Raw genomic sequence first — 26138 nt, forward strand, 5'->3', positions numbered from 1 at the left:
CCGGCAGGCCGCCGGGGCCGTATGCAGGTTGGGCTGGCCCCGACCTGCGGTTAGAATCCGGCCGTACCTTTGGGCGGCGCCGACCGCGCTCCGGAGTCAGGGAGATTTTCGCATGCCACGTTCCATGAGCAGCCTCGCCATCGCCATCCTCGCGTTCATCGTCGTCGCTGCCGGCGCCTACGCGGCTCGCGCCCAAGAACGGGGCGGACTGTTCGCCAACGGCACGCCGACGCTCGGCGGCATCGCCGTTTGGTCGGACGAAGTCGTCGACCACAACTGGCGCATTCAAAAGCACGCGGTGATCGGTCACTACCGCCTGATCGATCCAAGCGACCGCCGGCAAGCCTTCGGCACATTCGATACGTGCCTCGCCAAGCTTAATGAAGTGAAGAAGGCGGAAAACTTTCCGCCGAATCCGAAGGAAGTCGTCATCGTCCTCCACGGTCTGGGCGCGAGCCGGCAGTTCATGGAAGGCTTGGCTCAGTACATCGAAGAGAACGGAAACCTCGCAACAATTAACGTCGGCTATCCGTCAACGATGGAAGACATCGACGCCTACGCGGCTTCGCTCGACAGCGTGATCCGCCATTTGGATGGCGTTGAGCAGGTGAGCTTCGTCGCGCACAGCATGGGCAATATTGTCATCCGTCGCCTGCTGGCCAACTACGAGCGTCTCGAACCCGCCATGCGGCCGCCGGTAGAGTTCAAACGAATGGTGATGATCTCGCCGCCGAATCATGGCGCTGAAATCGCCGACCAGTTTGCCGACAGCAAACTCGTGCAGATGGTGGCGGGCAAGCCGCTTGAGCAATTGGCGCCGTCGAAAGGTTGGCCTGAACTGGAAAAGCAGCTGGTGACGCCGAACTTTGAGTTTGGCATTATCGCCGGCGGCCAGGGCGACGGCGAAGGCTATCTCGACGCCATCCCCGGCGACGACGACGGGCTGCTCAGCATCGACACGATGAAGCTCGCGGGTGCGACCGACTTCATTCAGACCAACGGCATTCACCAGATGATGCCGAAGTTCAAAGAAGTACGGGCGGCGACGCTCAACTTCTTGCTGCATGGCTACTTCGTGTCGCCGCAGGCGATGCACCCGGTCGTCGCGGCGAAGTAGCTTCGCACCGCGTCAACTTTCGTAAACGCCAATAGCCCCGGGCAAGCTTGCCCGGGGCTATTTTTGGTTGCGATCGATTCGTTGTGATTACGCCGCCGGCTTCAGCTCGAGCTTCGCCGCTTGTGGCGGAACCGGCTTGGTCTGCTCGGCCTTCGCACACTCCGCACAGGCGGGGAACGCGACGCAGCAGAGGGCGTTCATGAACCGGCGGCTGCCGAGGTGGGGCTCGATGTAGTGGCTGCTGCCGACGTCGCTGGTGAGCGTTTGTTGGCAGAGCTTGTGGGCATTCTCGCCGAGGCAGTTCGCGTTGACGCCGGTCACGCCGACCGCTGGCTTGCAGCGATACGAAATGTTCGGCCAGCGACGCAGGGTGCTATCGGTGCGGTTGCGGGTGACGTAAATCTTCTCCGCCGCGACGAACGCCTGGCCGTAGCGACCGCCGACGTCGAGCGAGTCGTTGTCGAACGCCGCCGATACCAGGGCGACGCGGAAGTTCGGACGTTCGACGGCTTCGGCGCCAGCGAGCTTCAAGCCGCGGAGTTCGCCGCCGCCGATGAAGTGAGCGGACACGGCGCCGATGATGCCGCCGTAACTGTGACCGCCGACGGTAACGCGTTGGGTCATGCTCATCCGTTGGACAAGCTTCGCCATATAGTAGCCTTGGTATTCGGCGTAGGTGAACTTCGTGCGGAGGTTGCTGAGGATCAGCTGACGCGGACGGAGCAGCGGGCGGAGGTGATCAATCTGAGCTGGCCACGACCAGAACACGAGCCGCTTCTTGCCGGGACAGCAGCGCATCTTGCGGTAGACGTCCCAGCATTGGTCCATGGCGCCCTTGTGCTGCAGGGTGTTGCCATGCGCGAAGATCAGCGTCGGCATGCTCGCCTCTTCAGCAAGCAACTCTTCCCACGACGACTTCACAAACCGACGGCAGCTGGCGTCGTAGCGTTGGACGCTGATCCGCTCGAAGCCGGCGTCGAGGTTGTTGCACTTCGGCGCGCAGCGGGTGTTCACCAGCCACAGCTCCGGCAGTTCGTGGCAGCAATCGAGCTGGCAGTTGTTCAGGTCGCAGCCGTCGCATTGATCGGGCGTGCAGTATTGGGCCGACGCGGCGACGGCCATCGCAGCGACGATGATCGCCGCAGCGGCGATGCGCCAGAAGGCCCAGAGAGCGGTTTCGCGAACCAAAGCGGCGTTCATGGGGGAGTCGCTTTCTTGCTAGCAGAGGGAGTGGATCGGGCCGCGGAAGCGACCGGCTAGTTTTCGATGACCAGCGAAGATGCGGAACTTACGCAAACTTTGCGGCAACGCGAAAATTTACCCTCTGCGGCGGGAAAACAACGCCCCCTGTCGAAAAATGTGGCGAAAAAACCACACCCCAGGCCGGTCCCCGTCGCCCGACCCGCACGACCGCTCCGGCTACAGCAGGCCCCACACTACCGCCAAACGCCGGGAGAAAAAGGGTAGACTAGGGGGACTCTCCGCCTGGGGGAAACTGGACTTCGGATTCCCACGGTAACGGGTCGATGCTACCCGCATTGCCGGAACAATCGTCTCTGTCGTTCCAACCCGACCCGCTCGCCGACCGACCCAGCCGGCGCCGCGGGGGTGCGACACGCGACCTCAGGAATAGCCGCATGCGATCGCTTTTCACTCGTCCAGCCTCGGCGCGACTGCTGATAGCCGCGGCGTCGTTTTCCGTCGCCGCGCCCGCGCTCGGCCAAACGCCGCCGTCGCTTTCGGACACCATCCATCTCGCCAGCGGCGACATATGGTCGGAGAAGTCGACGCCGACGATCCTGGGAACGCCCGCCAATGCGGTGAAAACGGCGGCGAGTGAAGTCGCTATCTTGCCGGTCGCCGAGGAAGAGGACGGATTGCTTTCCGCCGGGGCGATCGACTCGACCTGCAACACGTGCAATGGCGGCGGCGGGGGCGGAGCGGGCAGTTTCTACAACCGCTGCGGCTGCGACCAGCCGCTGTTTCCGTACCTCACCGGTCCCGGCAGCTGCGACAACTGGTGCGTCGGCCCCCATTGGAACGTCGAAGTCGACGGCATGGCGCTGCGGCGCACCGGCGCCGATTGGGCCCGCGTGGTCGACTCAGTCGCGCTCAATCCAGAACTGCTCGACCAGTTCGATTACGGCCCTGGCGGACGAATCTTCGTCACCGGCTACAACGATTCCGACTTCGGCATCCAGGTCGGCTACGAGGGGATCAACAACTACAACGCCACAGCGATGTTCATCGACCCCAATGTCGACCCCAATGACCCTGGCGACGATAGCGTCCGCTCGTTCGACTACCAGACGACGTTCAACTCGATTGAACTGAACTTCATGCGGCGGACGACGGCGCCGACGAAAATCTTCGCCGGCTTCCGTTACGTGCAGGCCGACGAAGACTTTACGGACGCGCTCACCGTCGCGAAGATCGTGCCCGGGGCGTCTAACCCTGCGACCACCGACGTGTTCACCGACACCGATAACGTCTGGAAGCTTGAAAACCGGATGATCGGCTTTCAGCTGGGCGCCCTCCGCGACGCCTGGTCGCTCAACAAGTGGCTCACTGTCGAGCCGTACGGCAACGGCGGCGTCTACTACAACAACTTCAAACGCGAGCAGTTGCAAAATACGATCAATACGCTCGTCACCGGTCCTGACAACGTGACGCTCGCCCCCGCGACGAGCTCGTCGAGCTACACGCAGTTCGGCACGTCGCAAACCTTCTCCGAAATTGCTTACATCGGCGAAGTCGGCGTGACGGCCGTGTTCCGCATTAACCAGTGCGTCGCCATCCGCGGCGGCTATCAGGCGCTAGTGATGGACGGCGTGGGCACTGGTCTCGACGCGTACTTCGAACCGGGCCTCAACGGCACGACCGTGCTTTACCACGGGGCGCGGTTTGGGTTTGAGTACCAGCGGTAGGCCCGCAAATGACGAATGACGAAATCCGAGTGACGAATGGGAGACGCAAGCGTTCTTCCATTCGTCATTCGTCATTCGTCATTCTGGCTTCGTCATTTCTCCTAGATCGCTTCCAACGTTTCTTTCTCTTCGGTTACGTGCCGCCGGGCTCGCAGGTTGAGCATTTCAACCATCAGCGCGAAGGCCATCGAGAAGTAGATGTAGCCGCGCGGGACGTGCGTGTGGAGGCCTTCGGCCACGAGCACGACGCCGATCAAAATCAGGAACGCCAGCGCCAGCATTTTCACGCTCGGGTGCCGGTTCACGAAGTTCGCGATTGGCCCGCTGAAGGCGATCATCACCGCGATCGCCAACACGACGGCGGTGATCATGATCGCCAGTGCGACCCAGTGGTGCTGGTAATCTTCCGGCCGCACCATGCCGACGGCGGTCAGTACCGAATCGAGCGAGAAAACCATATCGATCGCGATGATCTGCACGAGCACCGCGGTGAGCGACGAGTAGACCTTCGTCCCGCCGCTGGCGTGGTGTGGTTCGAGTTGATGGCCAATCTCCCAGGTTGCTTTGCCGAGCAAAAACAACCCGCCGAGGATCAGCACGAGATCCTTCGCGGTGATCGGGGTGCCTCCCTCTTCGAGCGTCTCAACGACGGCGGGACTGTCGACTTCCGACGGATCGTCCGCCTTGATCGGCCTGACGTCGTCTTTCGCATCCTTCGGCTCCACTTCTGCCACCACGGGATGCGAGCCCGGCATGTGAAACGGCAGGTCGAAGAGCACCGTCTTATCGAGTGTGATCACCCACGAAATCGCGAACAGCAGCGTGATTCGTCCGACCGCGGCGAGTAGCAGGCCCAGCGTCCGGGCCTTCGGCTGATGCTCCGCCGGCAACTTGCCGGTGAGGATCGCGAGGAAGACGACGTTATCGATGCCGAGCACGATCTCCAAGATCGCGAGCGTCGCGAGGGCGGCCATCGAATTCAACGTGAACAACTCTTCCATGACTCTCTCTTTAATCCCGGACGTTGCCGGTTATTCGCGTTTAAAAATTGCACCACAACGGCACGGCGGACACAACGTAGGGAATGAATCCTCCCCCGTCGTGTCCGTTGTGCCGTCGTGGTAAATCCTGTTTTGGGCTCTGAGTGGCGGTTAATTCCTAAACCATCCCGCCCAATTTCGCAAGCAGAAGATCGCACTGTTCGTCGCTGCCGACGCTAATGCGGAGGCCTTCGCCCCACCCGGCGTAGTTCATGTAGCGAACCAGGACGCCGGCGTCCTTCAACTGCTGGTAGAGGTCGCGCGACTCCCGCTTGCCGTGCCGGCACCAGACAAAATTCGCCTGCGAGTCGATGCACTCGAAGCCGAGACCGCGCAGGGCCCCCGTCATTCGCTCGCGGGTGGCGATAATTGCGTCGCGCGTTTTGGCAAAGTACGCCTGATCGTCAATCGCCGCCGTCGCCCCGGCGATCGAGAGCGAATCGCAGTTGTAGGAGTCCTTCACCTTGATCAACTGCTCGATGATCTGCGGCTGGGCGACCGCGAAGCCGAACCGCAGCCCGGCGAGGCTGTACGACTTGCTGAGCGTCCGCGTCACGATTACCCGCTCGTTCTCGGCGACCAGGCCAAGGCAGTTCGTCGTCGCGAAGTCGGCGTACGCCTCGTCGACGATGAGTGGGCAGGGGAGAGCGGCAGCCAGTTTCGCCACCTTGTCGGGCGCGATCACCGTGCCGGTCGGGCTGTTGGGGTTCGGCAAGAAGGCGAGTTGCAGTCGCTCGTTCGCCGCGGTGAAGGCAGAACCGAGCGTCCAGTCGCTTTTAAAGTCGACCGTCTCTGACTCTGCCCCCTGAATCGCCGCCAGCGTGTTGTAGAGGATGTAGCTCGGGCGTGGAAAGCGAATCAGCCCCCCCGGCGCTACGAAGCTACGGGTGACGATCGTGAGAATGTCGTCGCTGCCGTTGCCGCACAAAATCCAGTCGGGCGTGATGCCGGGCACCTCGTGCTTGAACAGCTCCGCCGCCCGTTCGCGAAACGCGGTCGCCATCGGATCGGGATAGCGCTGCAATCCGCTCTGGCAGACACGACCAATCGCCGCCTTCACCGCCGGCGAGCAGGGGAAGGGATTTTCGTTCGTGTTGAGTTTGACAAACTCCATCCCCCGCGGCTGCTCGCCGGGAACGTAGCCTTGCATCGCGGTGATGTTGGGTCGGAACATTTGTTTTTAGCTTTTGTTGACTGCTGAAGCTTTACCACGACGGCACAAAGAGCACGACGGAAGAAGAGAAACAAGACTTCGAAGAATCCATCTTTTGAATTTTCGTCGTGTCCTTCGTGTCGTCGTGGTTCAATTCTTTTGAAGACGGATCGCCACGCTGTTTGCATGCCCGGTAAGGCCTTCCTTCGCGGCGAGGGTGAGGACGTCGTCGGCGATCGCGGCGAGGCCGGTCTCGGTGAAGTGGATCATGCTGTTGGTGCGGAGGAAGTCGTTCGCCGAGAGGCCGCTCGCGAAGCGGGCCGTCGCCCCGGTTGGCAAGACGTGCGACGGCCCGGCCGCGTAGTCGCCCACCGGCACCGGCGTGTAGGCGCCGAGGAAAATGGCGCCGGCGTAGCGAATGCGATCGGCCAGCTTTTCGGCAGCTGGTCCCGCGAGGTGGAGGTGCTCGGTGGCGAGTTCGTTCGCGAGCTTCACCGCTTCGTCGGCGTTCTTCACCAGCACTAGCGCGCCGAACGCCTCAAGCGACGGCCGCGTGAGCTCGCCCCGCTCGAGCGTCGCGAGCTGCTTTTCAAGTTCCGCCGCCACGGCGTCGATGAGCGGCGCGTGCCAGGTAATGAGAATCGCCGAGCCGGGCGAATGCTCCGCCTGGGCAATGAGGTCGGCCGCAGTGAAATCGGCCCGCGTCGTCTCGTCGGCGATGACGATCACCTCGCTCGGCCCGGCAATCGAATCGATGTCGACTTCGCCAAAGACATGCTTCTTGGCGAGGGCCACAAACAGGTTCCCCGGGCCAACAATCTTGTCGACTTTTTCAATTCCCCCTCCCTCGCAGGGAGGGGCTAGGAGAGGGATTCCCGACGCATCAGTCTTCGCCGTGTTGCCATTAGTCCCGTAAGCGAGCGCCGCCACCGCCTGCGCCCCGCCCGCGCGATAGACCTCGGTGACGCCCAGCTCATGGCAAGTCGCCAGCAAATCCTGGTTGTAAGACCCAAACGCCGTCGGCGGCGCCACCACGGCGATTTGCTCCACACCCGCCGCCTGCGCGGGGACGACCGTCATGAGCACCGTCGACGGATACGCCGCCGCGCCGCCCGGCACGCACACGCCGATTCGCCGCAGCGGCAAGTACCGCTGCGTGAGATAGCCGCCGTGCTCCGTCGGCACGGTCACCGTCTGATGGAGAATAGCCTGCTGGAACTTCAAAATGCGTTCGCGAATCCGCCGCACCGCATCGAGTAGCTTGGGATTGGCCGCCGCGTGGGCCGCCGCCAGTTCCGCCGCTGGCACGCGCAGGTCGCTCGCCGTGAGTTGCTTGCCATCAAGCTTGGCCGTGTACTCCAGCAGCGCGGGCAGCCCGCGCTCGCGGACGTCGCCGCAAATCCGCTCGACCACTTGCACCGGCGTCAGCGGTTCGCCAAATACCTCGATCGTCTTCCGCCGTCCCGCCTCGCTGACGACGTTCCCCTCGGGGGCCAGCTTCGCCCGCAGCGCGGCAATTTGCGCCGCCGAACCAGGATCGCGAGTGTCGATGCGTGGAATGGCGAGCGGCATGGCGGAGAAGCTTGAAGCTGGCTACGGGATGCAGGATAGTGAGGAACGCTCCAAGGTACCCCGCGGAGGCGGGCGTTTCACCCCCCGTTGAAAACGACGTGCTGTAAAAGCCACCGGCTCCGCCGGTGGACGAAGGAAACGTAAAGTCAGCCCCTGTAGAAGCTCGTCCACCGGCAGAGCCGGTGGCTTTCATTTCGAATTCCTGAACCCCGACACCTGAACCCTCTCCACTCCCTCATGATCGACCTCCGCAGCGACACGCTCACCCGCCCCACCCCCGCCATGCGGGCCGCCATCGCCGCCGCCGAGGTGGGTGACGACGTCTTCGGCGAGGATCCGACCGTCCGCCGCCTCGAGGAACAAACGGCCGACCTGCTGGGCAAGGAAGCGGCCCTGTTCGTCCCCAGCGGCACCATGGGGAACCAAATCGGCGTGCGGCTCCACTGCGGCGCCGGCGACGAATTCCTCTGCGAGGCCGAGTGCCACATCCTCAACCAGGAGCAGGCCGCCTCGGCCCAGTTCTTCGGCGTCTTCGGCCGCGGCATCGCCGCCGAAGGGCACCTGCTCACGCTCGGCCACCTCGAAGACAAGATCCGGCCTGACGACGTTCACTACGCCCGCACGCGGATGGTCTGCCTCGAAAACACCCACAACCGCGGCGGCGGGCGCGTGCTGCCGTTCGCCGAAGTCGAACAGATTTCCGCCTGGGCCGCCGCGAATGGTTTGGCCCGCCACCTCGACGGCGCCCGCCTCTTCAACGCCGTCGTCGCCAGTGGCATCGCGGCGAGGGAATGGGGCCGACTGTTCGATACCGTGAGCGTCTGCTTTAGCAAAGGCCTCGGCGCCCCGGTCGGCTCGGCGCTCGTCGGCACGCGCGACCACATCAAGGAGGTCCGCCGCCTACGCAAAGCCCTCGGCGGCGGCTGGCGGCAAGCCGGCCTCCTCGCCGCCGCGGCGAGCTTCGCCCTCGACCACCATGTCGACCGGCTCGCCGACGATCACGCGAATGCCCAAATCCTCGCCGACGCCGTACGGCAATCGCACACGCTGCGGCTCGCGCCGGCGCAAGTCGAGACGAACATCGTCATCTTCGATCTAGACCAACGCCTCGGCACGGCGGCCGACTTCTGCAAGCGGCTCGCCGAGCACGGGGTCGGCATGTATCCCTTCGGCAAATACCGCGTCCGCGCGGTAACGCATCTCGACGTGACGACGGAGCAGATCACCCAGGCGGCGGAAATCTTGCTAGAATTATCCGAGTAACCGAGCAAAGTAGCCGCCGGTCAACGACCGGCCGGAGCGGAGAGATCTATGATTGCTGATTGCTGATTGCTGATTTGGAAGGGTAACAGGTAGCTCGTCAGCACATCAGAAATCATCAATCCTAAATCATAAATTCTTTCGTCGCGATCCGGCGGCTCGTTGAGCCGCGGCTGCTGCAGTTGCGAGTCGCTACGCGACGCCAATCAGCGCCGTCGCCTTCGCGACGCGTTCGATGCCGACCATAAACGCTGCGGTCCGCAGACTCACCTTACGCTCACGGGACAGATTCCACACCGATTCAAACGCCTGCGACATCACTCGTTCGAGTTCTTGCCGCACGCGGTCGAGATTCCAGTGGTAGAACTGGCGGTTCTGCGCCCATTCGAAATAACTGACCGTCACGCCGCCCGCGTTGGCGAGCACGTCGGGCAGTAGCAGCGTCCCCTTTTTCGCGAGGACTTCGTCCGCTTCGGGGCGGACCGGCTCGTTGGCTGCTTCGATGATGATCGGCGCCTTGATGCGGTCGACGTTCGATTCGTTGATCACGCCGCCGAGCGCCGCGGGAATCAGCACGTCGACGTCGAGCTCCAACAGCTGATCGCCAGGAATCTTTTCGGCTTCCTTGTAACCGGCGAGGGAATTCTTGTTCTGGTTCGAGTAGCGAATGGCGCCAAGGATATCGATCCCTTCCGCGCGATAGTAGGCGCCGCTCACGTCGCTCACGGCCACCACTTTGCATTCAGCGTCGGCGAGGTATTTCGCCGCATGCGAACCGACGTTGCCGAAGCCTTGAATCGCAATTCGCGTCTGCTGAGGTTTGCGGCCCAAGCGGCCGAGGACCTTCAACGTGAGAATGCCGACGCCGCGACCCGTCGCCTCTTCGCGGCCGGGGATGCCGTAATACTCCACTGGCTTGCCGGTAACGACGCCGGGATTAAAGCCGTGGTACTTGTTGTACTGGCTCATGATCCACGCCATCGTCTCGGCGTCGGTGCCCATGTCGGGCGCCGGGATGTCGATATCCGGCCCAATGACGTCGTGAATCTGATCGATGAACTTGCGGGTGATCCGTTCCTTCTCGGTACGGCTCAGCGTCCGCGGGTCGACAGCGATACCACCTTTGGCGCCGCCGTAGGGAATGTTCACCACCGCGGTCTTCAGCGTCATCAGCGCGGCGAGGCTGCGGATCTCGTCGAGATCGACCTGCGGATGATAGCGGAAGCCCCCCTTCATGGGGCCGCGGGCGTTGTTGTGCTGCACGCGATAGCCAACATAGGTAGCGACTTCGCCCTTGTCGGTCTCGAAGGAGACCTGCACCTGGATTTCGCGGCGGGGAATGATCAGCCGCCGCCGCATGCTCTCTTTGAGCTCCAACTGGTCGGCCGCGCGGCTGAAATAGAACTGGGCCGCCTCAGAAGATTTCATCGTAAGTCCCGGTTGCGGTGCCTGGGTGGTGGGAACGTCGCCTGGGTGGATAATAAAGCGATTGCCGCGAGCGGGGAAGGCAAATGGGAAATGCGAAAGTGGAAAGGGGAGGGCGGTCAGCGTTTATTCCACTTTCCACTTTCCACTTTCGCATTTCACCTTTGGCGTTGCCCGGCGGCTCGTTGTGCCGCGGCTACTAATACTCGCCGCGGCTACGTGACTGCTACTCAAGTTTACGTTATTTAACATTACGAGCGGGCGGCCGCGACTGTTCTGCCGCCACGTACCAATATGCCGCCGGACGATCCGAACCACCTCGACGACATCCCCCGCAGTAGCCTGCGGCCCCGTCGCCCCAAACCCGATCGCCGCCGACTCTGGCTCGCAAGCAGCGTCGTTTCGGCCGTTGTAGCGGTCGCGTTCATCGCGTACCTGCTGATCAGTTCCTTCAGCGCAAACAATCCCCCTCTGCAACCGAGCGAGCCGGGGCGTCCCGCCCCCGGCGCTACAATTCCGAAAGCCTCGCCCGCCACGGCCCCCGCGGACGCAATTCCCCCCGCATCGGCAGCCCCTCTCGCCGCAGAACTCGTCGACGATCCGACCGGCCAACTCCTGTGGGGCGAGCCAACCAGCGGCCCGCCGATCTCGCTCGCCTACGTCCCCGCCGGCACGCAATGCCTCCTCTACTTCCGTCCGGCCGACATCGCACAGCACGCCGAAGGCGAGCGACTCCGCGCCGCGCTCGGCCCGTGGGGACAGGGCGCCGTCGCGGAACTCGAGTCGCTGCTCGGCGGAAAAGTGAGTGAAGTCACCGCGTTGCTCGTCGCCGTGACCGTGAGCGACGACAACAAGCTCGAAACGACGCTGCGCGTGGAGTTCGCGGAGCCGCTCGATAACGCGGCGCTTGTTGAGCGCACGGCGAAAGCAACTAATTCCCAAATTGACGGCGTCGCCGTTCGCACACAGAACGGTCGCACCTACTTTCTCGCGAACGAACCTACGCCCGCACTGATTGTCGCGCCCGCCGCGCTCGCCCAGGACCTCGTCGAATCCGCCGGCGAAGCGCCGCCGCTCGTGCGAGACATCGAAGCCCTCGCCGCACACTCCGATGCCGAGCGTGCGGCCACGCTCCTCGTCGCGCCGAAGTTCTTGCAAGCGAGCGGCAACGACCTGCTCACCGCCGAAGCGGCGCCGCTCCACGACGTCCTGCAGCGGCTGCTCGGCAACGAAGCGACCGCCGTCATGCTGAGCGCCGACTTGCGGGACGACTTGTTCCTCGAACTCCGCGCGACGCCGACGCTCAACGTGCCGGCGATTCGCCTCGCCGCGAAAATGCGCGAGCGGATCGCCGCGGCGCCGGCGGAGGTCGAGAACCTGATTGCGGACGCCACCTGGCATCCTTACGGCCGCAAGGTGATCGCCCGGCTCCCCGGCATGCTGCGGATTCTCGCCCGCTTTGCCCGCAGCGGCGTCGACGATCGGCAAGCCGTCGTCAATGCGTATCTGCCGGCAAGGGCAGGGCACAACCTGCTCACCGCGAGCGAGTTGCTGCTGACGCTGCCGCACGGCGACGACGGAGCAATCGCTAGCGCCGCACCGGCAGCTAAAGCGCCGACGACCACTGCCGACAAACTCGCCGCGAAAACTTCGCTCAGCTTCACGAAGGAGTCGCTCGAGCAAGCCGTCGCACTGCTTGCCGAAGACACGGGCCTGGAAATCACCATCGCCGGCGGCGATCTGCAGCTCGACGGCATCACGAAAAATCAGTCGCTGGGGCTCGATCTGCGCGATCGGCCAGCCGGCGAAATCTTGCTCGAAATCCTCCTCCGGGCGAATCCCGACCGCCAGGCAACCGGCCCCGCCGACCCGCGGCAGAAGCTGGTCTACGTCATCGAACCGACGACAACAGGCGCTGCGGAACGGATTATCGTCACGACGCGAACTGCCGCCGAAAAACGTGGCGATCGGCTGCCCGCAGCATTTCTTTCCCAGACCCGCTAACTGGGCACGGTTCGGGTACAATAAAAACCTGAGGGGAACTCGCTGATGACCGCTTGTGGGAGGGGTCTCCGACCCCGATGACGGTTCGTAGACCGCTCATCGATTGTAGTGGAGAGCGGTGTCGGCGTCGAAGACGCCTCCCACAGTTGCAGCGTCAAAGCTAAGCGAGAACCGGGAACAGAGTCGTTCGAGAGCACGCGTGGATCCATTCAAAGTCACCTGCGTCAGTTGCCGTGCCGTGCTGACGGTGCGCAAGGAGTCGATGATCGGCCAGATCATCGCCTGCCCGCGCTGCAACATGATGGTGCAGGTGATGGCTCCGGCGGGGTATGTGCCGTCGGCGCCCGCCGCGGCCGCGCCGAGTCCTGCTGCTACTGCTCCTACCACTACCCCGACGATCGCTACTCATACGGCCGACGCGCCAACCGCGACGCCGCCAACGGCGAGCCCCACCGCTCGCCCCGCAAAGACCGCCGCCGCTGCAGCCGCGGTGGCGACGACAATGTTCGATGCGAGCGACGCGCTCGCCGACGTTCCCGCCGCGACGCCTGCAGTGCAAACCGCGCCGCCGGCGACTTCGACCGTGGTGGCCTCGACGTTCGACGACGCCGTCGATGCGTTCAGCGATCCGCCGAGCGCAGGCGCTACTAGCTCCATCATTGAGAGCGCCGCGAACATCCCCTCCGCCAGCGCTACCGCGCCGCCGCCAGCGCCGACGACGCTGCCGCCCACGCCATCGTTGTGGAGCCATGTCAAGTTTCCGGCAATGGTTGCCGGCGGCGGACTTGCCGGAGCGGCCGTGATGGTCGGTGCGCTGTCGCTGATCATGGGAAGCGCTGACGATCCAACGCGGACGCTCGCTCCGCCCGCGCCGGTCGCCACGACTCAACCGAACGGCATCCCCGCGAATCCGACGGCGATTGCCGCGACCGAACCGGTGGCGCCTGCCGATCCCGCCACGGTCGAGCCAGCGCCCATAACCGACGAGCAGCAACCACCTGTCGAACCTGCGGCTGCAGCGCAAACTGAAGTTGCGCTCGCCGACGATCCCTTCGCCGCGTCGCCAGCAGCGCCAGCCGACAATCAACTCGCCGCGAACGTGCCGGCCGTTCCCGCCCCCGCCGAGTCAGCGGAACCCGCCGCGGCGCCTGCCGACGAAGCCGCAACCGCCGAGCCGGAAGCCGAGAAAGAAAAGGACGAGCCGCGGTTGCGGATCGATCCGCTCGACATCGATCCCGAGGGGCTCAGCCTCTCGACGCTCCGCAGCGGCCCGCCGAAGAACCCGATCGAGGAGAGCCAACTCCCTGAACAGGAGTCGGCCGCGCTCAGCGTCAACTCGGACGACGCCGCCGGCGCCGATCAACCCGCCGCCGAAGCGCCACCCGCCCCAGACGCCGTCCGCCGTGATCAGCAGGCGGGCGCCCCCACGGCCGAAAGCGTCGCCGTGCTGCTTGAGCGGAAGACGCCGCAGCTGAAGATTAACAACATGCCGCTCTGCCGGCTGCTCGACCTGTCGGTCCAGATGAGCGGCATTCCGATCAGCGTCGCGCCGGAGCAACTCCAACTTGCCGCCGTCTCCGCCGGCCAACCGGCGACCGCCGCCGTCGAAGACGCCACGATTCTCGACTTCCTCGCCGCCGCGCTGAAGCCGCTCCGCTTGCAGCCGGTGGTGGTCAATGACCAGATTATCCTTATTCGCGGCGGCAACAATCCGCGCCGCGACGTCACCTACGCCGTCGACGATCTCGCCGGCGACGAACAAGCGATCGCGCAGCTTGCCGAGAACATTCAAAAGCTGGTGGCGCCCGACACGTGGCAAGCCGCCGGCGGAACCGGAACGCTCGCCGTCGACGGCAAGCAACTGAAAGTCTCCGCGGGCGAAGCGGTGCAGTACGACATTCTCCTGCTGCTCGAACGGAGCCGCGCCGCCCTTGAAAAGCCAGCCCGCAGCAAGTATCCCTCCGCCCTCATCGGCGGCGTCGCCCCGGCGGTCGCCCTGCAAGAACGGCTTGGCGCCCCCGCAACGTTCACCTTCTCGCAGTACACGCCGCTGCGAGAAATCTTCCGCCACTGGCAGGAAGAGATGCAAGTCGCCGTGCTCGTCGATTGGCCGGCGCTCGCCGACGTGCGACTCTGGCCAAACACGCGCATTGCCTGCAGTTCGAGCGGTACCCCGTGGGAAGCGGCCCTCGACAAGGTGCTCGAACCGCTTGGCCTCGCCTGGCGACCGGTCGACAAGCGGACGATCGAAATCACGTCGCTCGACAAGGCGGCTGCGGAGCCGATGATTGCGGTCTATCGTTTGACTGCCGACCAACTTGGGACGGTCGAAGAGCTTGAGCAGCACCTCAAGACGTTCGCCGAATCGGCCGGCGTCAATGCGCCGGGAGTCGCGAACGTCGTCGATAGCGAGCACTCGCTGTTGCTCGCGCGGCAGCCGGCGCTTGTTCAACGCGAAATCGCTGCTTGGCTGGCGAATCACTAATTCGCCCGCACCTTGCTCGCCCGTATGAAACTCGCCTGTGTGGTCCCCTCCCCTTGAGGGGGAGGGTTAGGGAGGGATGAAGGCAGCGGGTACCATGGTTCATTACCCCCTCCCCAGCCGGTGCTGCGCACGGACTACCGCCTCCGCTCGATCGCCGCTGGCGACCGTGCTCGTTGCTCCCTCAAGGGGGAGGGAGCCAGACAGTTTTGTGGTGGAGTTGGTTAGTAACTCGGCGAATTCGCCAACCGCTCGAGCAACGCCTCCAGCTCCGCCCCCTCCGGCAAGCGAATCTGCATCAAGTCGCGCAGCGCCTCGCGCACTTCGTCCGCCGTCCGTAGCGTCCGCCGCTCCGTGTTCCCGCCGAGATGGTGAATCGCGAGCTCGTTGTTCCGCAGCGCATACCGCACGCCCGGCGCCGGCCGCGACGCCATGAGGTGGTTCACGAACAGCGACTCGGGATACGTCGACACATACCAGTTGCCGACCTCGTAGTCCGACGGCGCCTGCGGGTCGAGCGTGAAGCGATAGAGCGGAACCCATCCGCCGCGGATGCTCGCCTGCATGAGGTAATCGTTCTCCCAGCGAATCATGCGGAACGGTTCGTGCGGCGTCGACTGCTCGACGTCGACCGCCAACCGCAACGGTCCCGTTTGCACCATGCCGCCGAACCCAACGTCGGCGAGATACGACTCGTCGCCGAGGTCGACGCGGATGAGCATGTGCGTCCGCGGCGGAAACGCGTGCGGATCGCCGGTGTAAACCACCCGTGCCGCGAGCCGCGTGAGCCGAAAGCCGATCGCCTCGAGCACCGCGCTGAACAATCCGTTCTGCTCGAAGCAATACCCGCCGCGCTGCTCCTCGACCAACTTCCGCTGAATTGAATCGAGATCAATCCGCACCGGGCGGCGCAACAGCGAGTCGAGATTCTCAAACGGAATCGACTCGGCATGCCGCCGGTGCAACTCGCGCAGCGTTTCCAACGTCGGCGTCCGCTCGCCGGCATAGCCGATGCGGTGGAAGTAACGGTCGAGGTTGAGGTCAGGCATCGTGTCACTCCAGTGGACCGTGTGGGAGGCGTCTCCGACGCCGATTCCGGTGCGCCGACCGATGCACGTACGGATTGCAAAACGTTATCGGCGTCGGAGACGCCTCCCACAAGTCCGAAATCGGCGGTGCAACGCTACCCCAGCTTCCGATCCATCGCCTCGGCAATCCGCCCGCACTGCTTCATCATCTCGGCGAACTGATCGAAGTTCATCGACTGGTAGCCGTCGCTCATCGCCTTGTCGGGGTTCGGATGGACCTCGACGATAATCCCGTCGGCGCCCGCCGCGATCGCCGCCCGCGACATCGCCGTCACCAAGTGCGTGTGGCCGGTGCCGTGGCTCGGGTCGATCACGATCGGCAGGTGCGTCTTCGCCTGCACGTACGGCACTGAGGCGAGCGGCAGCGTGAACCGCGTGTGCGTTTCGAACGTGCGGATGCCCCGCTCACAGAGCATGACGTTCGGGTTGCCGGCGTCGAGAATGTATTCCGCGGCCAACAACCATTCATCGACGGTCGCGCTCGGGCCGCGCTTCAGCAGCACCGGCCGCGGCGATTTGCCGGCCGCCTCAAGCAACCGGTAGTTCTGCATGTTGCGCGCGCCAATCTGCAGCACATCGGCGTATTTGGAAACGAGATCGACGTCTTCGCTGGCGACGACTTCCGTCACCACAGCCAGCCCCGTCACGTCGCGGGCCGCGGCCATCAGCTTGAGGCCCTCTTCCTTCATCCCTTGGAAGCTGTACGGACTGGTGCGCGGCTTGAACGCCCCGCCGCGGAGGGCCGTCGCCCCCGCCGCCTTCACCGCCTTCGCCGAGGCGATGATCTGCTCCTCGCTCTCGACCGAGCAAGGCCCGGCCATGACGCCGATGTTGACGCCGCCGACCTTCATGCCGAGGGCCTGCACTACGGTCGGCTCCGACTTGAGCTCCCGGCTGGCAAGCTTGTAAGGCGCCAGAATCGGCAGCACTTCGTCGACCCCGGGCCCGCTTTCCAGCGACCCGATCCCAGCGATCCGCTCGTCGCCGACGACGGCGATGACGGTCCGCTCAGAACCACGAATAACGTTGGGCTTCAGCCCTTTCGATTCAACATGAGCAATCATGGCATTGATATCCGCTTCACTGGCTGAACGTTTCATCACAACAATCATCGGGATGAGCTCCAATACATGGTTTTTCTGCTTTCTGAATGCGAGCCCCCTGGTTCATCCAGGGGGGAATTTTGAATTGGCTACGCCCTTTTTCACCCCACCAACGAAAAAAGCCCCGGGCGTCCTAGGGCGCCCGGGGCTTCGGTTGGTTTGGTGCTTAGCGATGATTCGTCTACGCACAACCTCCGGCCACGACGCCCGTTCTAAAAAAGAACGCGTCGGTAAAGCTAAACCAGAAGTAGTACAGATACGTGGTCATCACGGTTGTATTGTCGGCAGGAGATCCGGTTCTAGCAAGAGATTTTTTGCCGGGATTTTTTCGATGAAGACCGAGAGACTTGTTCCAGCAGCAACGCCGCGTTAGTGACAGCACCAAAAATCTTCACGAAAACTCGCCCGAAATGCCACTACAGCGTTCGCGAAAACCGACGGTAGATCGCGACCGTCATCACGCCCGTGATCGCCAAGAATCCCGCCAGAATCCACCAGACTCCGCTGGAGAGTTCCACCGGTTGCGATTCGTTGGCCTTCACCACTAGCAGTTGCAACCCCAGGAAGTTGAGCGAGACCAGCCCGGCCATCACCAAGCCGTAGCTGCCGAGCGCCCGGCTCGTTTCGTCGCGTCGCTCGGGAGCGAGCCAATAGTCGCGGTTCGGCAAATTGACCATGCCCTTTGGCAAGTAACGGACCAGCGCGAACATCCCGGCGAGCAGCGCCGTGGTGAACGTCACGATGCCGACCATCGTCCACACGTACGAGTCGCGCGGCATCCACCCATTGGGAACGCCGTTGGCGTTGAAGTGCGATGCGACGACTTCCGGCAACCGGCTGTAAGTGGCGGCCATCGCAGCGAGGAATCCAAAATAGCCGACGACGGCGATGACTGGCGGGGCGAGTTTTCCCATGGCTGGCTTACCTGATTAGCGAAAAACTTCAGCGATCAAGTAGATGATTCGCTGCGTAGTGCATGATCTTGGAAGGCTGCAATCGCTGCAATATGGGAGAGAGTTTCAGCAGCGGAAGCCCGCTCGACTCACGCCGACATGGCCACGCCGCAGTGCCGTCGAGGCCATGCCACCTACCGCCGCCCGCAGCGCACGATCTCAATAGACCTACGTCCACCCAAACTTCAACAACTCGCGTCCGCACTGCGGGCAAGGGGTTCGCAACTTCGCGAGATCGACGCTAGCGATATGGCAGATCGGGCAGTAGACGCCGTCGTCGGGCAGCGGGATCGATTCTCTAATCGCCGACATCACTAACGCCGCACGATAAACCTCGTCTGCGTCGGCGCCCGGCGCGGGGAGCCCTGCCGCTTCGGGATTAGGAATTCTCGAGTTCAGCTGCGTCGTGGCAATCCACTCGTCCTTCCCGAGATTCTGATTGTCGTCGATGTTCTCGGTGATATCGAGCTGACTGAACGCGATCTCGTCCGTCGGCATCGTCTCGATTTTCCGCAGCCGCAGCGTCAGGGCGCCAGATTTCGCACACTCCGCGCGCGTCCGCGGTTCCGCATGCACGACCGACCAATCGGAATCGACCAAACGCAACGACGTCCTGATCGCAAACGTTTCGGGAAGATCGGCAGCCTCCATGCCGGCCGAGGCGAACGCCCCGCCGGTGGCGTCGTCGACGAACGTTACCTCGACTTTGTGATTAAACAAATCCATCAACGACCATCCCCCAGCCACGCAAAAAAACAAAGCCGCTCGTCGGCGAGCCAGCGACGTCGCAAATTTTAGCCGCCGCGCACGAGTACCGCAAAGAACGCCTGCAACGCTGTCGCCGCGCTAACGACCGCCGCAGAGCTGCGCATTCACCCGCGCAAGATCGCCTCGCCGGTCCGCGGGTTTGTCAGGGTCACGTTTTCGAGTGCGCGAATACGCCACGTTTCGCCCTGCTTGATCAGCACAGCAAGGATCAGCGTATCGACCTGCTGCGGCCCAGCCGGGTGAGCGACGCCCGCCGTGAGGCGACTCCAGAAATGGACGACCGCCGCTCCGTCAGCAATGTGCGCGACGTCGAGCAATTCGTTCGCAAGCGTCGAGTCGCGATAGATCGTTTCGTGGATCGGAGCGTGCAGCGCCACGATCGCATCGCTGCCCCGGACGAAGTGCCCAAAACGATTCACGAACGTCGCGTCCTCGGCAAACAGGCCGCCGAGCGCGGCCATGTCGTGAGCATTCCAAGCCGCTTGAAATGCAACGGGGGCGTCTTCTGGTCTATTCATGTTGGTCAGAGTTTGTGGCGCAGGTTACGCACGATCTCAATCGGGGGCGGCGCAGCCGCAGGACATCGTCGAGACGAATCTGAATCTCGGCGGCTGTCGAACGCAAGATGGATCCGCTTGTTGCTCCAACACGCCAGTTTGAGCCCTAGCGCCACCAGTTCATAAAAAAAGCGAGGCGCCCATTCGGACGCCTCGCTCGTTGATCTTTTTTAAATCCTGCGGAAACGCTCGCCGCTTTACGCCCGAGCCTTCGGGATATCCCGCACCCGCACCACGTCCCACGCCAGGCCGACCTTTTCCATCATCCAGATCGACCAGTAGGTGACGTCGACTTCCCACCAGCGGTGGCCCTGACGAGCGACGCGTTGGTAGGCGTGGTGGTTGTTGTGCCAGCCTTCGCCGAAGGCGAGGATGCCGACCCACCACAGGTTGCGGCTGTTGTCGGTCGTTTCGTAGTTACGGTAGCCCCACAGGTGCGTTGCCGAGTTGACGAACCAGGTGACGTGCAGGACGTAGACCATCCGCACGCCGAGGCCCCAGAGGACCATCGACCAGCCGGCCCAGTTGCCGCCGAGGCCCCAGCTTTCGGGACCGAAGTATCCCATCGCGTAGAGGATACCGGCGCAGACCGCATGCGATGGGAGGAAGAGGTAATGGAGCGCGACCATCACCTTGTCCTTCATCATGTCGGGGGCGTAGCGATTGAGAACTTCCGCGTGCCACTTGCGGCCAAAGTTCGGCATGAACCAGAACGCATGGCTCCACCACGCGCCGTCGGTCGGCGAGTGGGGGTCGCCTTCGTGATCGCTGAAGGCGTGATGCTTGCGGTGATTGGCGACCCAAGTGAGCGCCGAGCCTTCGCCCGACAGGCCGCCGAGGAAGGCGAGCAACCAGCGGACGGGGCGATACGTTTGAAAGCTCTTGTGCGTCAGCAACCGGTGGTAGCCCATGCAAACGCCGAAGCTACCGGTGATGAACGCCAGGACGACGCAAGTGATGAACGCCGGCCAGCTGAAGAAGAACAGCGCGGCGACGGCCATTACGTGGACCATGCCGATCCAAGAGACGATCGGCCAATTGAAGCCGAATTCCTTGAAGGGGCGCCGAGCGCGAATGTAAGAGGAAACCATTTTCAGCAGCGCGGCGTTGCTCATCGCCTCGCTGACGTCGATCGCCGTGCCGTTAGGGTCGACTGGCTCGCGCTTCGAGCGTTTCTGTAAACCCTTGGGGGTGACCGTGGACATCGGCTGTGATTCCTTTCGTATCGTGAATCAGGTGAGTTCGGCGCGACGCCAAGTCACCGATGGTCGAGGTGTGAAGCGGGCGATGCGGGCGGGACGAATTGGAAATTGGCGGGGAATGAAGCAGGGCGCTCGCCGAAGTTTTTCACGCCGCCATGGATTGCGCGATTGAGCGCGACGGCGCGCCCATTTTGGGCACGGCTGAACTACCTAATTTCGATTCCCTCCACAGATTCCGACTCCGTAAAGATAGGGAATTGCTCGCAACGACGCTAGAGCGTGCCAGAGATCTTGTTGCGACAGCGTCTCAATTACAGTTCATGAGCAACATGTTGCAGGGCGGGAACTTACTGCGAGCGGTAGGTCGAGACATCGAGTGCGGCTTGCCGCCGGACGACGCAACTGATGGCGCCATCCACGGCCGTGTGGCGCACGACGGCCCCCGCATGCTGATACGACTGCTGCGACAGCATGGTTCGGTCGCGTTCGCCGCCGCTGAAGATTACCCACTCGGGCGAGCACCACGCCGCGAAGCCGGGCGGGTCGCTGAGCGGGCTGCCGTGGTGGGGCGCCAGCAGAATGTCGCAGTCATACGCGGGGTCGGCGATCACCTGCTCGATGCCGGGCGACTCGAGATCGCCCGGCAGCAAAATGCGGCGGCCGTCGAACTCAATCGCCAGCAGCAAGCTGTTCGCATTGTCGCGGGCCATCAGCCCCTCGCGCGGAGGATGGTGGACTTCGATCGCGACATCGGCGTCGGCCGTTCGCAAGCGGTCGCCCATCCACACCTCGCGCAGCGGGATGCCGGCAGCGACGAGGCAATCGCGCAGGTAGTTCGGCGCCGTGAGATCGCCGCCGGTCGCGACCGGGTCGAACATCATCGGCGAGACGTAAACGACGTCGATCGGAAAGCGTTCGAGCAGTCCCGGCAGCGCGTTGTAGTGATCGATGTCGGCATGCGACAGGACGATGGCGTCGATCCGGTTGATGCCACGCGACCACAGAAAGGCGGCGATCGACTTGGTCGCCGCCTCAGGCGAACCGAGACTCCCCGCGTCGTAGAGCACCGTCTGCCCGCTCGGCAATTCGAGCACCGTACACGTGCCGTGTCCCATTGCCAGGAACGTGCACCGCAGCGTGTCGGGCGCCACGCGGCCGAAGCCAATCGCCGCGTAACCGATGGCGACCCACACGAGCGCGGCGAAAGTTTGCACCGGCCACTGCGGCCGCCAGCGGGGCAGGGCGATCCACAACCCAGCGACGCCATAAAACACGAGCGACCACCACCCCGGAAAGCCCGCCGTGTAGAAAAAGCTGCCGGGAATCTCGGCGGCGAATTGCACCAGCCACTCCGCCAAGTGCAGCGAGGTTCCGCACACCCACCCGAGCCCCCACGCCACCGGCGGCACGAACCAGCCGATCGTCACGACTCCTAGTCCCGCCCCCAGCGCGACCGCAATGAGCGGCCCCGCGAGCGGCGTCAGCAAAATCCCCGCCGGCGTCACGATGTGAAAGTGGTACGCCACCAGCGGAGCCATCGCGACGCCGACCACCAGCGACGACACGGTCATCGCCACCACCGCTTGCCGCGCACGCCGCACTACGCGCCGCGGCCAGGAGTAGTAAGAAACGATCATCCGTCGCAACGGATCGCGCGGCTCGCCCCGCCACTCCCAACGCGACAGGACGAACAATATCGCCACGGCCAGAAAACTAAACTGCGTCCCCGCGCGAAAGAGCTCGCACGGGTTGAGCGCGAGCACCGCGAGCGCCGCGAGCCCCAAAATGTTCCCCATCGACGGCGTCCGCCCGCTCACTAGTGCCACGACGGTCATCAGAGTGAGAATCGTCGCCCGCGTCACCGACGGCTGCAGCCCCACGACGAGCGCGTAAATCGCCACGGTGGCGAGCATCAGCGTCAGCCGCGACGCGTTGCCGAGCGGCACGCCTTGCACGATCCACCACACCATCCCGGCCAGCAGCGCCACATGGGCGCCCGACACGACGAGCAGGTGAATCGCCCCCGTGTTGAGAAACGCATCCTTCGTCGACTCGCTCAATCGCTCCTGATCGCCGAGTAACGTTGCGAGCACCAGCGGGGCGTCGCGCGTCGGCACGTTCGCCGTGAGCTGCTGCTCGCACCAATCGCGCACCGCGGCGAGCGGCGCATCGCGGCCGACCTGCGGGGCTGCGCTCGTCACCGTGACGCAGCGGGGATACTCGCAGTAAAGTTCGCTGTTCCGGCGGAAGCGACGTTCGTGGGCGGCCCAGTCGTACTCGCCCGGGTTGAGCGGCGGCGCCGGCCGCGCGAGCTGCGCGAACACGACGACGCGATCACCCGCACCAACGCCATGCAATTCGCCCGCCACCCGCAACCGCGTCAGCCCGCCCGCCGTCCGCCACCCGACGCCGTCTCGAATCTGCTCAACCTCCAGCGTCGTCTCGCTGATTAGCGGCGCGGGCATCGCCCGCAGCGGACTCCGATCCCCCGGCGGCGACACCTTTACTCTGTCGGCGAGTACACCGACAACGCACGCCGGAGCCGATTCTTCCCGCGCGAAGCGGCCGAGATCGCCGGCAGGGAACTCGTTCCAACACGCATGGTGCCAAGCCCCGCCGATCCAGCCGACCGCCACGAGCAGCGCCGCAGCAGCCGCACGCTCGCCCCCGCGGCGACCCGCGCAGACGGCACAAACGAGCGCGATCACGGCCCCAATCCACCACACGCCGAACAAACTCGCCTCGAGCCGCGAATGAAGTGCATGATCGGCGGCCACGCCGAGACCGCCCGCGACGGCCAGCCACGCCAACGGACGATAAGGCGTCCGCGGCAACGGCGATTCGGCTGTCGCGTCGAGTGATTCCAACCGCTTTTCAACACCGCTAAAGGCCACCTGCCAACTTGGCGTCAGTCTACTCGAAGCGCACCCACGATGCGAAATCTCGTTCGTGGGTTGCTGACCGCCCCGCTTGGCGGAACAATACGGGCGCACTGATCCCCATATCCAGCAAGGCTTTAGCATCGGAGGCGCGAGTTTGATGGGTCTTTTTCACCCGCACCAGTTCTCAGGAAAATTGACGAGCCGCCTATTGGCGGTCGTCGCCCTTGCCGCAGTCGTTGGCTGCAATCCCCCGCCGCGCGTCGAGGAATCGAAGGCAGCCGCCGACGAAGCCGCGACGCCTGCCGAAGGCGAAAAGGCCGCCGAGGCAACTCCCGCGGCGACCACCACCGACGCCCCGGCCGATCAGGGCGCCTCAGCGAAGGAGCAAAAGTTGATCCCCCGCAGCGTGTTGTTTGGCAATCCGCAGAAGGCCTCCGCTCGCATTAGCCCGAACGGCCAGTGGATGAGCTACCTCGCCCCCGTCGACGGCATTCTCAATGTCTTCGTCGCCCCGATCGACGATATGTCGGCCGCCAAGCAAGTGACCGACGACAAGACCCGCGACATCCGCGGCTACAGCTGGGCCTACACCGGCGAACACATCCTCTACACGCAAGACAAGGGCGGCGACGAAGATTGGCATCTGTACGCCACCGACGTTGCCACCGGCAAAACGACCGACCTCACGCCGCTCGACAACATCCACGCCACGATCGAAGGCGTGAGCGAGAAGTTCCCCGATGAAATCCTCGTCGGCCTGAACGATCGCAACCCGCAGCTCCACGACATCTACCGCGTCAACCTGAAGACCGGCGATCGCAAACTGATCCAAGAAAACCCTGGCTACGCCGCGTTCATTACCGACGACGACTACAACGTTCGCTTCGCCTTTACCTACACGGCCGACGGCGGCAACGAAGTCCTCGAACCGGCCGAGGGCGACGCCGGCAAGCCGGGCGACAAGGGCATCACCGACTGGGTCACCTTCATGAAGGTCGGCCCCGAAGACGCGATGTCGACCTCGCCCGCCGGCTTCAACAAGGACGGCACGGTGCTCTACCTGCTCGATAGCCGCGATCGCAACACGAGCGCCCTCTTCTCGATCGATCTCAAGACCGACGAGAAGAAGCTGATTGCCGAGAACCCCAAGGCCGACATCGGCGAGGTGCTGGTCCACCCGACTGAAAAGACGATCCAAGCGGTCGCCTTCACCTACGAGAAGACCGAGTGGGACATCCTCGACGAGTCGATCAAGAAAGATCTCGACTACCTGAAGACGGTCGAAGACGGCGAAGTGATCGTCACCAGCCGCACGCTCGACGATAAGCAATGGACCGTCGCGTTCATGCTCGACGACGGGCCGGTGAAGTTCTATCGCTACGATCGCGGCGAGGGGAAGGCCCACTTCCTCTTCAACAGCCGCGACGATCTCGAAGGCTACCCGCTCGTGAAGATGCACCCGGTGCTGATTCCAACGCGCGACGGCAAAGAGCTCGTTTCGTACCTCACGCTGCCGGCCGGCAGCGACCCTGACGGCGACGGCGTACCGAACACGCCGGTGCCGCTGGTGCTGAACGTCCACGGCGGCCCGTGGGCCCGCGATGCGTGGGGCTTTGATCCCGAGCATCAATGGCTCGCCGATCGTGGCTACGCCGTGCTCGCCGTGAATTACCGCGGTTCGACCGGCTTCGGCAAGTCATTCGTCAACGCGGCGAACGGCGAATGGGCCGGCAAGATGCACGACGACCTGATCGACGCCGTCAACTGGGCCGTCAAGAAGGGGATCGCTCAAAAGGACAAGGTCGCCATCATGGGCGGCAGCTACGGTGGTTACGCAACCCTGGTTGGTCTGACGTACACCCCCGACGTCTTCGCCGCCGGCGTCGACATCGTCGGCCCGTCGAGCCTCGTGACGCTGTTAGAAAACGTGCCGCCCTACTGGGCCTCGTTCATGCCCGTCATGAAGATCCGCGTCGGCGACGTCGACACGGAAGAAGGCAAGGCGGAGTTGCTCAAGCGGTCGCCGATGACGAAGGTCGACCAAATCAAGAAGCCGCTCCTCATCGGCCAAGGCGCCAACGACCCGCGGGTCACGCAGCTCGAGGCCGATCAAATCGTCAAATCGATGGAAGACAAGAAAATTCCGGTCACCTACGTCCTCTATCCCGACGAGGGCCACGGCTTCGCCCGCGAGCCGAACCGCAAGTCGTTCAACGCCGTCACCGAAGCGTTCCTCGCGGAACACCTCGGCGGCAAGTATGAGCCGGTTGGCAAAGATTTTGAAGGGGCGTCGATCCACGTCCCGAGCGGAGCGGCCCAAGTGCCGGGGCTCGATAAGGAGCTAAAGGCCGATCGGAAGCAAATGCCGCCGAAGCCAGAGGCGAAGGAAACTGAGAAGTAGAGTCGCGTCCGAAGGGGTCGGGGGCCTTTGGCCACTGGCGACTCGCTTCTGAATTGACGACTACCAGTGGCAAAAGGCCCCCGACCCCGTCAATCTCACCATCCCGCAGCGGCCCTCTCGAACCTTTCGAGAGGGCCGTTTTTTTGTTACCACGTGAGTCTTTGGCGCTGCGCATTGCGGAACGCTCTTTGGAATCGACACACG

Annotated in this window: 19 protein-coding genes; 7 read left to right on the forward strand and 12 right to left on the reverse strand. The window is 63.7% G+C overall.

The window, feature by feature from the left end:
* The first annotated feature begins 112 nt into the window (after positions 1–112).
* Entirely contained in the window at positions 113–1117 is a 1005-nt protein-coding gene (locus PLANPX_RS16005; protein ID WP_152099697.1) for a hypothetical protein, read from the forward strand.
* A gap of 87 nt (positions 1118–1204) precedes the next feature.
* On the opposite strand, the gene PLANPX_RS16010 is transcribed toward PLANPX_RS16005, so the two are convergent.
* On the reverse strand, positions 1205–2317 hold the full coding sequence (locus PLANPX_RS16010; protein WP_152099698.1) for a hypothetical protein: 1113 nt from the start codon (positions 2315–2317) through the stop codon (positions 1205–1207).
* Between the two features lie 437 nt (positions 2318–2754).
* Between PLANPX_RS16010 and PLANPX_RS16015 the strand changes: the two genes are divergently transcribed.
* Positions 2755–4044, forward strand: coding sequence for a hypothetical protein (locus PLANPX_RS16015; protein WP_152099699.1), 1290 nt, complete (start codon positions 2755–2757; stop codon positions 4042–4044).
* Between the two features lie 101 nt (positions 4045–4145).
* Here PLANPX_RS16015 and PLANPX_RS16020 read toward each other — a convergent pair whose 3' ends face one another.
* From PLANPX_RS16020 to hisD, 3 genes are all read right to left on the reverse strand, one after another.
* Positions 4146–5045 carry a TerC family protein gene (locus tag PLANPX_RS16020; RefSeq protein WP_152099700.1) on the reverse strand — a complete coding sequence of 300 codons (900 nt, stop codon included), beginning with the start codon at positions 5043–5045 and terminating at the stop codon, positions 4146–4148.
* Between the two features lie 157 nt (positions 5046–5202).
* The gene (hisC, locus tag PLANPX_RS16025) at positions 5203–6258 is read right to left on the reverse strand and encodes a histidinol-phosphate transaminase (RefSeq protein ID WP_152099701.1); all 1056 of its coding nucleotides are present in this window, start codon (positions 6256–6258) and stop codon (positions 5203–5205) included.
* Positions 6259–6387: 129 nt separating this feature from the next.
* Complete coding sequence (gene hisD / locus PLANPX_RS16030) at positions 6388–7809, reverse strand: histidinol dehydrogenase (RefSeq protein WP_152099702.1); 1422 nt, start codon at positions 7807–7809, stop codon at positions 6388–6390.
* Between the two features lie 237 nt (positions 7810–8046).
* Here hisD and PLANPX_RS16035 point away from each other — a divergent pair, with 237 nt between their 5' ends.
* Positions 8047–9072 (forward strand): threonine aldolase family protein, encoded by a 1026-nt coding sequence (locus PLANPX_RS16035; RefSeq protein WP_152099703.1) that lies wholly within the window; start codon positions 8047–8049, stop codon positions 9070–9072.
* A 189-nt stretch (positions 9073–9261) separates the two neighbouring features.
* Here PLANPX_RS16035 and PLANPX_RS16040 read toward each other — a convergent pair whose 3' ends face one another.
* Positions 9262–10497, reverse strand: a complete 1236-nt coding sequence (locus tag PLANPX_RS16040) for a Glu/Leu/Phe/Val family dehydrogenase (RefSeq protein ID WP_152099704.1) — start codon at positions 10495–10497, stop codon at positions 9262–9264.
* Positions 10498–10788: 291 nt separating this feature from the next.
* Here PLANPX_RS16040 and PLANPX_RS16045 point away from each other — a divergent pair, with 291 nt between their 5' ends.
* Both PLANPX_RS16045 and PLANPX_RS16050 read left to right on the forward strand, forming a co-directional pair.
* Positions 10789–12498 carry a hypothetical protein gene (locus PLANPX_RS16045; RefSeq protein ID WP_152099705.1) on the forward strand — a complete coding sequence of 570 codons (1710 nt, stop codon included), beginning with the start codon at positions 10789–10791 and terminating at the stop codon, positions 12496–12498.
* 199 nt (positions 12499–12697) lie between these two features.
* Complete coding sequence (locus PLANPX_RS16050) at positions 12698–14983, forward strand: hypothetical protein (protein ID WP_152099706.1); 2286 nt, start codon at positions 12698–12700, stop codon at positions 14981–14983.
* A gap of 221 nt (positions 14984–15204) precedes the next feature.
* On the opposite strand, the gene PLANPX_RS16055 is transcribed toward PLANPX_RS16050, so the two are convergent.
* Together PLANPX_RS16055 and aroF are read right to left on the reverse strand one after the other, a co-directional pair.
* Entirely contained in the window at positions 15205–16029 is an 825-nt protein-coding gene (locus tag PLANPX_RS16055; RefSeq protein WP_152099707.1) for an arylamine N-acetyltransferase family protein, read from the reverse strand.
* Positions 16030–16163: 134 nt separating this feature from the next.
* Positions 16164–17132, reverse strand: a complete 969-nt coding sequence (gene aroF, locus PLANPX_RS16060) for a 3-deoxy-7-phosphoheptulonate synthase (protein WP_232536142.1) — start codon at positions 17130–17132, stop codon at positions 16164–16166.
* On the opposite strand from aroF, the gene PLANPX_RS27420 reads away from it, so the two are divergent.
* The gene (locus PLANPX_RS27420) at positions 17131–17544 is read left to right on the forward strand and encodes a hypothetical protein (protein WP_172991747.1); all 414 of its coding nucleotides are present in this window, start codon (positions 17131–17133) and stop codon (positions 17542–17544) included. The genes aroF and PLANPX_RS27420 overlap by 2 nt on opposite strands.
* Positions 17545–17587: 43 nt before the next feature.
* Here the strand turns inward: PLANPX_RS27420 and PLANPX_RS16065 are convergent, their stop codons facing one another.
* The 5 genes from PLANPX_RS16065 to PLANPX_RS16085 all read right to left on the reverse strand — a co-directional run bounded on the left by PLANPX_RS16065 (position 17588) and on the right by PLANPX_RS16085 (position 23545).
* The gene (locus PLANPX_RS16065; RefSeq protein WP_152099709.1) at positions 17588–18085 is read right to left on the reverse strand and encodes a DUF1648 domain-containing protein; all 498 of its coding nucleotides are present in this window, start codon (positions 18083–18085) and stop codon (positions 17588–17590) included.
* Between the two features lie 207 nt (positions 18086–18292).
* Positions 18293–18850 carry a hypothetical protein gene (locus PLANPX_RS16070; RefSeq protein WP_152099710.1) on the reverse strand — a complete coding sequence of 186 codons (558 nt, stop codon included), beginning with the start codon at positions 18848–18850 and terminating at the stop codon, positions 18293–18295.
* Between the two features lie 146 nt (positions 18851–18996).
* Positions 18997–19410, reverse strand: coding sequence for an SgcJ/EcaC family oxidoreductase (locus PLANPX_RS16075; RefSeq protein ID WP_152099711.1), 414 nt, complete (start codon positions 19408–19410; stop codon positions 18997–18999).
* Between the two features lie 236 nt (positions 19411–19646).
* Entirely contained in the window at positions 19647–20654 is a 1008-nt protein-coding gene (locus tag PLANPX_RS16080) for an acyl-CoA desaturase (protein WP_152099712.1), read from the reverse strand.
* A 344-nt stretch (positions 20655–20998) separates the two neighbouring features.
* On the reverse strand, positions 20999–23545 hold the full coding sequence (locus PLANPX_RS16085) for a ComEC/Rec2 family competence protein (RefSeq protein ID WP_172992105.1): 2547 nt from the start codon (positions 23543–23545) through the stop codon (positions 20999–21001).
* Positions 23546–23690: 145 nt separating this feature from the next.
* Between PLANPX_RS16085 and PLANPX_RS16090 the strand changes: the two genes are divergently transcribed.
* Positions 23691–25934, forward strand: a complete 2244-nt coding sequence (locus PLANPX_RS16090; RefSeq protein WP_152099714.1) for a S9 family peptidase — start codon at positions 23691–23693, stop codon at positions 25932–25934.
* Positions 25935–26138 lie beyond the last annotated feature (204 nt).

This window comes from Lacipirellula parvula, from assembly GCF_009177095.1.
Lineage (GTDB): Bacteria > Planctomycetota > Planctomycetia > Pirellulales > Lacipirellulaceae > Lacipirellula > Lacipirellula parvula.

Coding starts and splice junctions, on each gene's coding strand:
- PLANPX_RS16005 (WP_152099697.1), top strand. CDS start 113: ATGCCACGTTCCATGAGCAGCCTCGCCATCGCCATCCTCGCGTTCATC.
- PLANPX_RS16010 (WP_152099698.1), bottom strand. CDS start 2,317: ATGAACGCCGCTTTGGTTCGCGAAACCGCTCTCTGGGCCTTCTGGCGC.
- PLANPX_RS16015 (WP_152099699.1), top strand. CDS start 2,755: ATGCGATCGCTTTTCACTCGTCCAGCCTCGGCGCGACTGCTGATAGCC.
- PLANPX_RS16020 (WP_152099700.1), bottom strand. CDS start 5,045: ATGGAAGAGTTGTTCACGTTGAATTCGATGGCCGCCCTCGCGACGCTC.
- hisC (WP_152099701.1), bottom strand. CDS start 6,258: ATGTTCCGACCCAACATCACCGCGATGCAAGGCTACGTTCCCGGCGAG.
- hisD (WP_152099702.1), bottom strand. CDS start 7,809: ATGCCGCTCGCCATTCCACGCATCGACACTCGCGATCCTGGTTCGGCG.
- PLANPX_RS16035 (WP_152099703.1), top strand. CDS start 8,047: ATGATCGACCTCCGCAGCGACACGCTCACCCGCCCCACCCCCGCCATG.
- PLANPX_RS16040 (WP_152099704.1), bottom strand. CDS start 10,497: ATGAAATCTTCTGAGGCGGCCCAGTTCTATTTCAGCCGCGCGGCCGAC.
- PLANPX_RS16045 (WP_152099705.1), top strand. CDS start 10,789: ATGCCGCCGGACGATCCGAACCACCTCGACGACATCCCCCGCAGTAGC.
- PLANPX_RS16055 (WP_152099707.1), bottom strand. CDS start 16,029: ATGCCTGACCTCAACCTCGACCGTTACTTCCACCGCATCGGCTATGCC.
- PLANPX_RS27420 (WP_172991747.1), top strand. CDS start 17,131: ATGGCATTGATATCCGCTTCACTGGCTGAACGTTTCATCACAACAATC.
- aroF (WP_232536142.1), bottom strand. CDS start 17,132: ATGATTGCTCATGTTGAATCGAAAGGGCTGAAGCCCAACGTTATTCGT.
- PLANPX_RS16065 (WP_152099709.1), bottom strand. CDS start 18,085: ATGGGAAAACTCGCCCCGCCAGTCATCGCCGTCGTCGGCTATTTTGGA.
- PLANPX_RS16070 (WP_152099710.1), bottom strand. CDS start 18,850: ATGGATTTGTTTAATCACAAAGTCGAGGTAACGTTCGTCGACGACGCC.
- PLANPX_RS16075 (WP_152099711.1), bottom strand. CDS start 19,410: ATGAATAGACCAGAAGACGCCCCCGTTGCATTTCAAGCGGCTTGGAAT.
- PLANPX_RS16080 (WP_152099712.1), bottom strand. CDS start 20,654: ATGTCCACGGTCACCCCCAAGGGTTTACAGAAACGCTCGAAGCGCGAG.
- PLANPX_RS16090 (WP_152099714.1), top strand. CDS start 23,691: ATGGGTCTTTTTCACCCGCACCAGTTCTCAGGAAAATTGACGAGCCGC.